Origin of the sequence: Shewanella sp. Pdp11, assembly GCF_002838165.1 — a bacterium.
GTDB classification, from domain to species: Bacteria; Pseudomonadota; Gammaproteobacteria; order Enterobacterales; family Shewanellaceae; genus Shewanella; species Shewanella hafniensis.
In genome coordinates, this window is the sequence record NZ_CP015194.1 from 2,678,409 (window position 1) to 2,690,987 (window position 12,579).

Annotated in this window: 13 protein-coding genes; 12 read left to right on the forward strand and 1 reads right to left on the reverse strand. The window is 45.1% G+C overall.

The window, feature by feature from the left end; translation table 11 throughout:
- Positions 1 to 19 precede the first annotated feature (19 nt).
- The 6 genes from AYJ58_RS11880 (at position 20) to AYJ58_RS11905 (ending at position 3,897) form a co-directional block, all read left to right on the forward strand.
- Positions 20 to 517 carry a GNAT family N-acetyltransferase gene (locus AYJ58_RS11880; protein WP_106650284.1) on the forward strand — a complete coding sequence of 166 codons (498 nt, stop codon included), beginning with the start codon at positions 20 to 22 and terminating at the stop codon, positions 515 to 517.
- A gap of 194 nt (positions 518 to 711) precedes the next feature.
- Positions 712 to 1,335, forward strand: coding sequence for a 2OG-Fe(II) oxygenase (locus AYJ58_RS11885; RefSeq protein ID WP_106650285.1), 624 nt, complete (start codon positions 712 to 714; stop codon positions 1,333 to 1,335).
- A gap of 339 nt (positions 1,336 to 1,674) precedes the next feature.
- On the forward strand, positions 1,675 to 2,280 hold the full coding sequence (locus tag AYJ58_RS11890) for a GNAT family N-acetyltransferase (protein WP_106650286.1): 606 nt from the start codon (positions 1,675 to 1,677) through the stop codon (positions 2,278 to 2,280).
- A gap of 19 nt (positions 2,281 to 2,299) precedes the next feature.
- Positions 2,300 to 2,764: a GNAT family N-acetyltransferase gene (locus AYJ58_RS11895; RefSeq protein WP_106650287.1), complete on the forward strand. Its 465-nt coding sequence runs from the start codon at positions 2,300 to 2,302 to the stop codon at positions 2,762 to 2,764.
- A 31-nt stretch (positions 2,765 to 2,795) separates the two neighbouring features.
- Positions 2,796 to 3,200 carry a hypothetical protein gene (locus AYJ58_RS11900; RefSeq protein WP_106650288.1) on the forward strand — a complete coding sequence of 135 codons (405 nt, stop codon included), beginning with the start codon at positions 2,796 to 2,798 and terminating at the stop codon, positions 3,198 to 3,200.
- Between the two features lie 301 nt (positions 3,201 to 3,501).
- The gene (locus tag AYJ58_RS11905; RefSeq protein WP_106650289.1) at positions 3,502 to 3,897 is read left to right on the forward strand and encodes a hypothetical protein; all 396 of its coding nucleotides are present in this window, start codon (positions 3,502 to 3,504) and stop codon (positions 3,895 to 3,897) included.
- 85 nt (positions 3,898 to 3,982) lie between these two features.
- Here the strand turns inward: AYJ58_RS11905 and AYJ58_RS11910 are convergent, their stop codons facing one another.
- Positions 3,983 to 4,828, reverse strand: coding sequence for a substrate-binding periplasmic protein (locus AYJ58_RS11910; RefSeq protein ID WP_106650290.1), 846 nt, complete (start codon positions 4,826 to 4,828; stop codon positions 3,983 to 3,985).
- A gap of 138 nt (positions 4,829 to 4,966) precedes the next feature.
- On the opposite strand from AYJ58_RS11910, the gene AYJ58_RS11915 reads away from it, so the two are divergent.
- From AYJ58_RS11915 to AYJ58_RS22025, 6 genes are all read left to right on the forward strand, one after another.
- Positions 4,967 to 6,124, forward strand: coding sequence for a DUF2157 domain-containing protein (locus tag AYJ58_RS11915; protein ID WP_106650291.1), 1,158 nt, complete (start codon positions 4,967 to 4,969; stop codon positions 6,122 to 6,124).
- Entirely contained in the window at positions 6,117 to 7,316 is a 1,200-nt protein-coding gene (locus AYJ58_RS11920) for a DUF4401 domain-containing protein (RefSeq protein WP_106650292.1), read from the forward strand. Before AYJ58_RS11915 ends, AYJ58_RS11920 begins: the two co-directional genes overlap by 8 nt.
- Positions 7,316 to 7,831, forward strand: coding sequence for a GDYXXLXY domain-containing protein (locus AYJ58_RS11925; RefSeq protein WP_106650293.1), 516 nt, complete (start codon positions 7,316 to 7,318; stop codon positions 7,829 to 7,831). The genes AYJ58_RS11920 and AYJ58_RS11925 overlap by 1 nt, the downstream gene beginning before the upstream one ends.
- Positions 7,832 to 8,141: 310 nt before the next feature.
- Entirely contained in the window at positions 8,142 to 10,976 is a 2,835-nt protein-coding gene (locus AYJ58_RS11930; protein WP_106650294.1) for an ExeM/NucH family extracellular endonuclease, read from the forward strand.
- A 403-nt stretch (positions 10,977 to 11,379) separates the two neighbouring features.
- Positions 11,380 to 11,976 (forward strand): tyrosine-type recombinase/integrase, encoded by a 597-nt coding sequence (locus AYJ58_RS11940; protein WP_106650295.1) that lies wholly within the window; start codon positions 11,380 to 11,382, stop codon positions 11,974 to 11,976.
- A 153-nt stretch (positions 11,977 to 12,129) separates the two neighbouring features.
- Entirely contained in the window at positions 12,130 to 12,558 is a 429-nt protein-coding gene (locus AYJ58_RS22025) for a hypothetical protein (RefSeq protein WP_232790801.1), read from the forward strand.
- Positions 12,559 to 12,579: the final 21 nt, after the last annotated feature.

The window sequence follows — 12,579 nt, forward strand, 5'->3', positions numbered from 1 at the left end:
TTTCTAGTGGAGAAATCCTATGCAAGTTGCGCGTACTCCTAGATTAATCCTGCGGCAGTTAACCCCAGCCGATGCTTCATTTATGTTAGTGTTGCTCAATAGCCAAGGCTTTATTGAGAATATAGGGGACAGGGGAGTACGCACGCTTGTGCAGGCCAAGGATTATATCCTCAATGGACCAATGAAAAGTTATGCCGAATGTGGTTTTGGCTTTTATGCCGTGGTGCTCGCGGAGAACGGATTCACCATAGGAATTTGCGGTTTAATCAAACGGCCGACGCTTGATAATGTCGACATAGGCTATGCATTTTTGCCGCAATATTGGGGTAAGGGTTACGCATTCGAAGCCGCTAAAGCCGCTTTTGATTTAGGCAAAAGTTTAGGTATCGAGCGTATTGTGGCGATTGTGAGCGCCCATAATGGCGCGTCAAAGGCATTGCTGAACAAACTGGGATTACAGTTTGAGCAGTGTGTGCAGCTTAGCCCAGATGATGAGCCAGTTGAACTGTTTAGTTGAATTTAAGTTGTTGTTTATAGTGATTTTTATTTTATTGTAATTCGGCGTTCTTTACTCTAGAATTCTGCAAAATTTACTGTTGAGATATAGCAATCATATCTCGTATCGACGCCCCTCGAAAATCAGGCTCATTTAATCCCTCCTTGAGCCCTTGAGTACAGCAAAAGCGTAGCCCTTTTATTGGATGTAGCATAATGGTTTCGCAATTAAGTGAAGCAATGCTGGACGTGATCGCTGATGCCTTGGTAGACAAAGGCTATATCTTTTTACCTGACTTAGTTCCAAACAATATAAGCCAAGTGCTATTGGAAAAAATTCAATCAACGCAAGCACATGAGCTAAAAGCTGCGTCCATTGGTCGTGGCGCGGAGCAGCAATTAAACCCCGATATTCGCCGCGACAGAATACAATGGCTAGAAGAGCACAACGAGCCTGATGCCCAATATCTTGAACTGATGACGCAACTCAAAAATGGCTTAAATCGTCGTTTGTTTATGGGGTTATTCGACTATGAAAGTCACTATGCGGTATATCAGCCTGGGGCATTCTATAAGAAACATGTCGATGCGCTAAAAGGCAGTCAAAATCGCATCTTAACCACAGTGTTTTTCTTAAATCCTGACTGGAAAGCGGCAGATTGTGGCGAGTTGATTATCTATGATGAAGCTGATATTGAGATCGAACGCATCGCACCTAAAATGGGTCATTTTGTGATTTTTCTCAGTGAGCGATTTCCCCATGAAGTGACTCAAACCTTAGCCCAGCGCAATAGTATTGCGGGTTGGTTTAGGGTCAGTAACAGTGTGAATGGCTTTTAACTTTAGCCTCTAACTATGGTGGCTAGCTTCAACGGATAGCAAACGCTTAAATACTGAACGCAGATTTAGGTGTTTGCTGTTATTGGCCCCGATTGCTTATCTCATTTCGCGACGTATTCTGTTACAGCAGTATTGACTCCAAGCGGATTTAACTGCCATTCACTCATTTCTTCAAATTTTTTTACACTCTTAAGCTTTAGGTAATCTAAGCCGCCGACAATAGGACAAATTTGTCCAATCATGCTGAAAATAGGGTATTTTTTTATTCTCGTTTAATGTTAGGCTAGATAAAAATGTGCGCAACAACACACTTTTCTATCATCTAACGGGGGCGAGACTGTGGGCTGTGAAGATAACTTAGGTTGTTTAACGGGTGAGCATATTGTGCTTGAGCCTTTATCTTTGTCCCATGTGGCGGCATTGAGTTTAGCTGTAACAGATGGTCAGCTTTGGCGTTTGTGGTTTACTAGCGTGCCAGAACCTGCCGAGGTGAAGTCCTATGTGACAAAAGCCCTCGAAGAAAAAGCGCGGGGTCAGAGTTTTCCCTTTGCAGTGCGGGATAGAGTGAGCGGTGAAATTGTCGGCTGCACGCGAATTTGCAATTGGGAGCCTGAAAATCGTCGCCTTGAGATTGGCTACACTTGGTATGCAAAACGTGCTCAGCGTACGGGGATCAATACCGAAGCTAAGTTATTACTATTGACCTTTGCCTTTGAAACCTTAGATGCCATTGCCGTTGAGTTTCGAACTCACTGGCATAACCAAGCCTCCAGACAAGCGATTGCGAGACTGGGTGCTAAGCAAGATGGTGTGTTGCGTAATCACAAAATTCTTAAAGACGGCACAATTCGCGATACTGTGGTGTATTCCATTATTGATGCTGAGTGGCCAGCGGTGAAAAACAGTCTGCAATTTCGATTGCGACAACACCCGCCAACACTCTAACGATACCAAGGAAAGGCCCATGGCAAGCATTATAACTCGAGCAGATGTGACTCAAGCCCATGAGATTGCAGTGTTATTCAATGAGTACCGACAGTTTTATGGGCGCAGGGATGATGTCGCGGCGGCGGAGCAGTTTATTCAAGCAAGATTGTTAGATGAGTCATCGGTGATATTTATTGCCAAAGATAATCAAGGGCTTGGATTAGGCTTTGTGCAAATGTATCCCAGCTTTTCATCGTTACGTCTGGCCCCTATGTTGATCCTCAACGATGTGTTTGTGACTCAACATGCTCGATGTGTCGGAATTGGGCGAGCGCTAGTGCAGCAGGCCGCGAGTTATGCCAAAGCGCATAATATGAGTTATTTGATGTTAGAAACTCAGCAAAAAAACCAGCGTGCGCAGGGCTTATATGAAGGCTTAGGCTTTGTGCGAAACCAAGATTTTTATATCTACGAGCTTGAGATCCACCCAGGGCTTGAGTAGGTTTATTTATGACGATTAAAAGGAAAGTAACATGTTAACTCAGGTAAAAACATTGGTATTAGGTGGTTTAGTATTGAGTGCCAGTACCGCAGTTTGGGCTGATGAAGCAGAAAAAGCGTTTAGTAAAGAAGCCATTGAGTGTGCCGCTTATTACCAAATTAGCTCAGAAGCTATTGGGGCGATGAATGCACCGCAAATGCAGGCTGTGGGTGAGCGTTTAAAAAGCTCTAAAATTGAATCTGAGAATTTAGCCAAGAAATACAGCTCTGAAGCTGAAGTGACTCAAGCAGTTGCCGACGCGAAAGCGCGTCAAATCGAAAGCTTAGGGGGCTCAAGTAACTTAGGTGCGTTAATGGGCAAATATAAAGAAGAATGTAAAAACCTATTAGCCGATCCACAAAAGCGTTTAGATTATTGGACTATGGCAACTATGTAGTCGCAGGTTTTAGTCAGCACAGGTTTTTAAGCATGTGATTTTAAACATGTGAAGTAAGGGAGCCTAAGGGCTCCTTTTTGCGCTAAGAACTTAGCACTGGGTTGCGCGAGTTAATTTTTATCAGGCCAATGTGAATTGGTTGCGGTTCGGTTGACTCAATGATTCTTAGCCAACTAGGTTATTTTTGTTAAGCTGAAACTCAACTGGGGTTTTAAGGGTCTTATCGCTAGGGTTGCAATTTTAGTTCTGTTTACGCTTTATCTTCAAACACCAGCCAATATGAGCAATAACGAGGAGCAGTATGGTTTTAACATTAATGGCAGCAACTGTCTTGAGTGCTGGAGTCTGTGGATACCATTTGATCTATGGTAAGCGTGTTCTATTGGCGCCGCTGTTAAAGGCCAATGTTTCCCAGCAGAGCAAGCAAATGCTGCGCTGTTTATTTCATTGTCAGTCAGTGTTTTTTGTGGCCTCAACTGCGGTACTTTTGGCCTGTGCGCTTAGAGTGATCCCAGGTATGTATGCCTATAGCTTATTGTTATTTCTTGGGATGAATTACGGGATCTTCGCAATTTGGCAGTTTTATATTGCCACTTTGAGCCCGCCAAATAGTGGCCAGATGATTATAGTGCAGGCTTTAATTTTTTTGCTAATTGGCACTTTGGCAATGCTTGGGCCTCTGTTGTCTGTCGCATAAATCGCTAATCATGCTCAGATAATCATCGCGCTTGACGCGTTAACGGCTTTGCGAAACTAATTGCGCTAATAGTGTGAATAAAACATTATTGGCTCGACTGGATTGCGTATTGGGCAGCGAGCTCGGTGAGTTTGCCATTGTTGATGAGCTGCTGAATCCAGTGTGTTAGCTTCTTAGCATCGAGTGATGAACTGTGGTTAAGCAAGATGCCATTATCGTACTTTTGGTCCCATTTATCTGATATTAAAAGTAAATGGCTGTCTTGTGGATTAGCCTTTAAATAATACTGTAAATAGGAATGAGTGACTGGAGCGATATCAGCCCGTTCGCGCAGAATGCTTTCGATAGAGGCTCTATTGTTGCTAACAAACAAAGGGCGAAATTGCTTTTTCAGCGTTTCAGTATCGGTTTCAAAGTGGGCAAACTGATAGTGATAGCCCTTAACGAATGCGATTGATTTATTGGTTAAGTTTTTGAAATAATTTTGATTATGGGCTTTGGCCTTAAGCGCAATAAACACTTCTCCATCTATTATATTTAGCGGAATAAACTGATCCGCAATTTTTTGCCATCCCCAGGCGGGATTCTCAAATATCATCATGTCGAAGCGGCCTAACATATAGGCTTTATATCTGTGCTCAATACTGGTGACGGTAAATTCAAAAAACACTTCTTGTTGTATTTGATTCAATGCATTAATGATATCGAGGGTGAGGCCTGTGTAACGGCCATCCTGTTGTAGATCTACATAGGGGGCAAATGGATAACCACCGACACGAATAGTCGGTATCGTGTTGGGTGCTGTTGTATTGGGGACTATTGTATTAGGTGCTGTGGGTGACTGATTGTTATCTTGGGCGATTGCGGCCGAAAAGATGCTAAAGCCTAAGATAAAAATAAACAGCAGACGATACAAGTGTCTAAATACCATGTTTACCCCTAATCATTCCAAAGGTTAATGATTTTCTTACAAGTATACACAATTTAATTTACTTAACCCTGTTGATATGGTGCGAGTTTTTAATGGGTCATAGTAAGCTAGCGTAAACAGGACGAGGGAGAACTCACATTGAGCCAGATAAAATCTCAAGTGTGTGGCTGGGTTGAACAGGGACATATCACGCAAGAGCAAGCGAATACGCTTTATCGGCAGGTTACAGAGTTGCCAGATGCGTCGAGCTGGCGCAGTTTAATCGCTAACCTATTGCTCTGGTTTGGCGCGTTAAGCTTTGCCTCTGGGGTAATTTTTTTCTTTGCCTACAATTGGCAATCCCTCGGGCGTGTTGCCAAATTCGGACTGATTGAAGTGGCGATAGTGCTCGCCATCGCCGCATTTGCTTGGCTCTATTATCGTGCTAATTCCCTTTCTGCGGCTGCCCATTCCCTTCGTCACAGTCATAGTAACCGCAGTAATCAATGCAACGACAGCAACAACAGCAGATTTGGTGCGACGACAGCCAATGGCGTGTTACTGGCCGCGAGCGTATTGGTGGGCGGTTTATTAGCGCTGGTTGGACAAACCTACCAAACGGGTGCCGATCCTTGGCAGCTATTCGCCCTATGGGCGTTAGTGATTTTCCCCTTTGCGTGGGTGGCAGGATTCGATGGTTTATGGCTGCTGTTGGTGGGGCTTATTAACCTAAGCATAGGGATATTTTTGGATTCCTTTTCGCATTTATGGGGAGCTTTCTTGGATGAGCAAAGCCAACTGCTGATCTTTATCTGTTTGAATTTATCTTTTTATTACGCTTTTGTATTGTTAGGCCGTAACGCCGCGGGGCGTTGGCACGCGCCAATCCTCGAATATGCCTGCTCATTGTTTGCTATGGGTTGTTTTACTTGGTTAATCACTTGGTTGATTTTCGACGATCTTTTTAAGTCTGATGGCGCGAGTACTTGGATCATTTGTGGTTATTTTGCCCATCTGATATTTGGATTCGTTATTTTTCGCTATCGCTTACCGCGCATATATCCCTTGGCCTTGGGCGGTTTTAGCCTGATTGCCGTGGGCGCTGCGTTACTGAGCCGGCTGATGTTTGAGGACAATGATCCTATAGGCGGATTTTTGTTTATTGGGCTTTACATCATTTTGGCGAGCACAGGATTAAGCATTTGGTTAAAGGCACTCAGTCGCAAGCTTAAACCACAGTCAGAATCTATGTCTGAATTAGCACTTAAGCCCGCTGCGAGAGCGACCCAAGGGAAAGTGGGAGACATTCATGAGTAATAATAATGGCTTACCGGATGGCGACATGGTGACCAATTCTTTAACGAGTTCAGTAGCGACTCCTTTAAAGTCTCCTTCAAAAGAGGATGCCGCTTTAATTGATGCATCGGGTGAATCCAGTCTGATAACACTGTGGCAATCCTTGTATGCCGAGGGCAAAGTCAGTACGCCCCAAATGCCAGAAAACCATGATATTCCTTGGTATATTGCCGCTATGCAGGCCTTTGCCGCTTGGATAGCTGCTCTGTTTCTATTGGGTTTTATGATGGCGGCATTAGGCGCTATGTTCGAGCAGAGTGGTGAGGGCGTTGCCTTATTTATCGGCTTAACTTATTTGGCGGTGGGCATTGGGCTGTACTTTTTACCGCGGCAACAGATTTTCATTGAGCAATTTGCTTTTGCCGCCTGTTTGAGTGGTTTGATCGGTGTGGCTTGGGGATTCTATGATTTAATCGACAATGATTTTAGCTTTAATTGGTATCTGTGTATGGCGGGTATTCTCTTGCTGTTGTGGGGTTTAATTGCCCATGGATTAGCCCAGTTTGTGTTCGCGTTTGGCTTAAGTTGGTGCGTGATTGGCCTCATGGATAAATTCGAATGGCTCAATGTCAGCCCAAGTCTGTTTGCCTTAATCATTAGCCTAGTGTTGTTCAATATCAATCGGTTCGGGCGTCATTACCGCCGCGCGCGCATGCTTATTTACGGCTTTGCACTGGCATTACTGACATTGCAACTGATGCATGCCTTTAGCATGGACAGTATTTTTGAAGCCTTATTCAGTCCTTGGCAGCAAAGTCTGTGGCTCACGCTTAGCCATCTGTCGATTATTTTTGTCATTTGCGGATTATTGTTGATCACTGTATTTCGCGAACGCCAACAATCCTTAAGCTCAATGGCGGCGATAGGCTGTTTTCTCGGTTTAATGGTTATTAGCGGTTTATCTTTATCCATGCAGGGATTATCGACGGCTATCCTATTGATTCTGCTTGGCCAATATTGCAATGAGCCTTGGCTAAAAGGCATGGGAGTGGTGTCGGCGCTGTTGTTTGTCAGCGGATATTATTATTCATTAGAAACAACACTACTGCTCAAATCTGCTTATTTGATGGGTTTAGGCGCGCTGCTGCTGGTGGCAAGGTTAGTGATGTGGCGGTTATTTCCTGCCAATGAAAATGCCAAGGAGACTATTTGATGGGAAATGTGATGGGAAAACTGGCGGCTTCACATAAATGGGCGCTGGGCATAGTACTTTTTACGACCGTTGCGATTCTTGCTGGCGTGAATTGGCGCATTTTCAAATTCGAACAACTGCTGAATCACGGCCAAGTCGTGCGCTTTGCATTAGCGCCAGTCGATCCGCGCTCGTTAATGCAGGGGGATTATATGGCGCTTGAATATGCCATTGCCCGCGATGTACGTAGCGCCTTAGCGCCGCAGCAACTGCAGGGCCAGTTATTGTTGGCACTAGATGGGCAAAAAGTGGCGCGTTTTGTGGATTTTTATACTGACCAAGCGCTGGGTAAAGATCAGCTGCGGGTGCAATTTCGTGTCCGTGGTAATCAAATTAAGCTCGCATCGAACAGCTTTTTCTTTGAAGAAGGACAAGCCGATCATTTCAGTGCGGCTAAATACGGCGAGTTTAGGGTGAACGCCCAAGGTGAGTTACTGCTGGTCAGTTTACTCGATGAAAAACTTGAGCCCTTATAGCTCAGCTTCAGGGCTTTCATCCATTGGCTCTGCTTATTTTTAAGAGCCATTTATCCCATCACTTTGATTATTCCTGGCCGCATTTGTAATGAGCGGCCAGCATTTCCCGTACTGCTTTCTTCCTAGTTCTGATCGCTAAATTGCACCAATAATATCCATCTTAAGTTGCAACTTAGGTGCAACCAATTTGTAACCTTTACCGCCTATAGTATCGTTAGTGTTCGAGGTGATATCACCTTGAAGCATCTAAGCGCATCAATTAAATCGCAATTCAATACAAAATATTAAAACAATACATTTAGGGGTCTCAATGTTTAACACTAAAACTGTGCTGGCGTTAGCCATCAGCAGCGTTTGTGGGCTTGCCCATGGCGCGGATAATGTGATCATTTCAGAATATGTTGAAGGCAGCAGCAACAATAAAGCTATCGAACTGTATAACCCAACTGCGGTCGTTATTGATTTAAGCCAATATCAATTGCGTTTCTATTTCAATGGCAGCACCAACGTCGGTACGACCATTGCGCTCACTGGCTCATTAGCGGCGGGGGCGACTTATGTGGTTGCCGATAACGACGCGTCGGCCGATATTCTTGCGGTTACCAATCAACAGAGTAACGCCAGCTTCTTTAACGGCGACGATGCGATTGAACTGACTTATCAAAATCAAGTGATTGATAGTTTAGGCCAAGTTGGTGTCGATCCCGGTGCAGAGTGGGGCAGTGGTGATTTATCCACTCAAGATAATACCCTGCGTCGTAATCCAGATCAGCTGATTGCCGATCCCATCAGTGACGATGCTGTCAGCTTTAGCACTTGGTTAGGTTTTGCGAAGGATGATATTTCTGATCTCGGTAAATTCAGTGCTGGCACACCAACCGATCCCGTCGACCCGCCACCGAGTTCTTTAGTCTGCGGTGAAGAAGCCACAGCAATTCATGCGCTTCAAGGCGCGGGCGCAGCCAGTCCTCTTAATGGTCAAACCTTAGTGGTTGAAGCGGTTGTCGTCAGTAATCAAGAATCCGGTCTTAAGGGCATTTTTGTACAAATGGCTGATAACGAAGCTGATAGCGATCCACAAACCTCGGAAGGGGTGTTTGTGTATACCGGCACTGCGCCTACCGCGTATGTGGCGGGCGATCGTATTCGTTTAAAAGCAAAAGTCACTGAATATCAAGGCTTAACTGAACTAACGACGGTATCAGATCATAAGTTGTGTGCCACTGCACAAGCATTGCCAACGGCGGCGGTGGTGACCTTACCAGTTAACAGCAGTGATGATTTTGAGCCATTTGAGGGCATGCGTGTTCGTTTTAGCCAAGATTTAGTGGTAAATGAAGTCTATAACCTAGGTCGTTACGGCGAGATTTCATTAGGCAGTCAGCGCCACTTTATCGGTACGCAAGTGGCCGCACCGGGCGCGGATGCGCTGGCGGTGAGCGCGGCTAACCAACGCGACAGTATTTTATTAGATGACGGTTTAACGGCGCAGAATCCAGATCCTGTGCAATTCCCTGCACCTGGTCTTAGCGCATCAAACACTGTGCGCGTAGGCGATAAAGCCACATCGCTTACGGGTGTAATGCACTATGGCTTTAATTTGTATCGCATTATGCCAATCGAGACGGTGAACTTTGTGGCGGAAAACCCACGTCCTGTCGCCCCCACATTGAATGATGGCGGTAATTTAAAAGTCGCTAGCTTTAACGTGCTTAACTACTTCAACGGTGATGGTCAAGGTGCAGGATTCCCAACTGCCCGTGGTGCTAATACCTTAAGCGAATTTGAGCGTCAAAAGGCGAAGATTGTCAGCGCCATGGTGGGCATCAGTGCCGACGTATTTGGTTTGATGGAAATCGAGAACGATGGCTTTGGCGCTAATTCGGCCATTGCTGATTTAGTCGCAGGTTTGAATGTCGCTGTGGGTGAAGCGCGTTACGCTTATATCGCGCCAACAGGCATGAATGCGATTGGCACCGATGCCATCACAGTTGGCTTGATTTATCGTAGCGATAAAGTCACGCCGCAGGGCGCTGCACGCATTCTATCCAGTGCCAATTCGCCATTAGATAGCGATCAAAAGCCCCTGTTTGACGACAGTAAAAACCGTCCAATGCTGACCCAAGCCTTTAGCGTGAACGGCAGTGAAGAGGGCGTGGTTGTTGCGGTTAATCACCTTAAATCTAAGGGCAGTGAATGTGCGGGCGATCCTGATCTCAATGACGGTCAAGGCAACTGTAATATCACACGTACCCGTGCGGCGACTGCTGCAGGTCAATGGATTAGCGAGCAATATCCAGATCAAGGCGTGTTGCTGATTGGTGATTTGAACGCCTATGCGAAGGAAGATCCATTAACGGCGTTAGGTAACGCGGGCTTTAGTGAGCTGTTTGCCAAACTTGAAAAGCCGAACCCTTATTCCTATGTGTTCTCGGCTGAATCGGGTCAGTTGGATCATGCCTTAGCAAACGCTACCCTGCTGGATAAAGTGGTGGATGTGACTGAGTGGCATATCAATACCGACGAACCGCGCGTATTGGATTACAACGAAGAGTTTAAGACACCTACTCAAATCCAAGACTTATTCGCAAGTGATGCTTACCGCTCATCGGATCACGATCCTGTGGTGATTTCACTCTTGCTCGACGCGGAAAAAGTCGCGCCAGTGGCCAGTTTCACTCAAGTGGTGAATGGCGCTGCGGTGCAACTGACATCCACTTCAACCGACAGCGATGGACAAATCGTGTCTGCCGAGTGGAGCTTTGGTGATAATACAGTGGCAGTGGGTGAGGTAGTGACTCACAGTTACAGCCAAAGTGGTGAGTATCTGGTCACGCTAACTGTGACTGATAACGACGGCCTAACCCATAGCACGTCACAAACTGTGACAGTGGTGGTTGGAGAGGTGAAACAACCACCTGTTGCGCAAATTCAGCGTATCAATTTATTGTTCGTCGATATGTTTATCTCGACTAGCTACGATACCGATGGCGTAATCAAGCAACATAAATGGACGTTCGACAATGGCACCCGCGCTAACGGTCAAGTGGTATTGCGCCTTGCCCGCCGTGGACAACACACTGTTGAATTGACCGTTAAAGATAACGACAAGTTAACGGATACCACGACGCTGACGTATCGTTAAGTCAGTCTTTATATTCCGTTGACTTTAAGTGACGCCAAGCCCGCTGCCGCGGGCTTTTCTTTTTGCCCAAAAGCAAAATAAAGTTGTCGTCAGTTGTGACACATCAATTCTCATTGTTTCCCCTGTGACTCGCCGCCTCTTTATTTAACAAGAAGCATCCCAGAGGGCTCGACGACGGCATCCATGCCGCCAACGATCACAGTTGCAACAATGCCAATCTTAACTAACACTTCTGCTGTTCGTTTAGCTAAAAAGCTATTGCCCCAAAGCAATTCAGCACTTCATTTCTAGACTCCGCTTTAATTTTATTTATGCATGAGATTTTATAATCCATATTTTCTCAGTTAAAAGCGCTATTTCCTATACTTCAAGTGTCTATTCATTACAACCTGAGGAGGTTTATATGGACGCTTGGAATAAAGGTCATCCCATGGGACAAAAACGACCTTTTAAATTGGAAGAGATTTGGCGTATTCGTACTCGGTTGGAGTTAGAACATAATATTGCTGAGTTAGCGTTACTTAATCTGGCGATTGATTCAAAATTGCGCGCTTGTGACTTACTGCATTTGAAAGTTCAAGACATTATCTCTGCAGGCATCATCAATCCGCGAGTGCGGTTAACACAGCGTAAAACCCATCGTGACGTTCAGTTTGAAATTACCCCAAAAACTCAGCACAGCCTGACGTCTTGGTTGCTCGAAAAGGGATTAACCGCTGAGGATTATCTATTTCCTAACCCAAGGAGTATTCATCAGCCGATGAGTTATAGCTATTACCGAACGAGGGTAAAAAACTGGGCGAGTCAATTAGGGCAGAATAGTGAATTGTATGGCACGCACTCGTTGCGTAGAACCAAGGCGACATTAATTTATCGTCGAACCAAGGATATTCGGGCGATTCAAATCTTGCTTGGACATGTCAAGCTGGATAACACCGTGCGCTATTTAGGTGTCGAAATTGAAGATGCACTGCGGATTTCAGAAGCTATTGAAGTATAAACTTATCAAGTGTGATTATGATTAAAACATCATAGCTGCACTGTTTTGAAAGTAAAATAAAACCAAATAAAGTGTTTTCACTTTGTTGCTAATGGGTGTTTATTTTTGTATTGTGATTTGACAAAAAAAGGATCTTGAACTAAAGGGAATGTCATGTTGCCACTGTGGACGCTGCGCCGTAAATCATCTTTTGCCGCTTTTATGTTATTGCTTGGACTGGTATGGCTAACACCGAGTTATGCGGCGTTGACGAAACCGAAGGTTGAGATAGACCCAGTATTACCAAACATTCCTTTACCTTTGGATGCACCGACTCTTTCCGGCAGTCGATTTACGTCAATTGTCGAATTACGATGGGGTATCGATTGCTCCATTACTGCCGTTAATATCCAAGAGTCACTTGATGGTAGCGCTTGGACGAATGTATACAGCGGATTGGGCCAAGCTGATAATGGTGTTGTAGCCTATAAATCGTTTGCTGTTGGTGGCACGGTTTGTTCTGGTGGCTGGTCTTGGAAACGAATATTACAGGTACCTAACAAGACTCTCTCTGGATATTACTACCGAATCAATGCTTGTTAAGGTTCATTGTGTAGCGCTTAT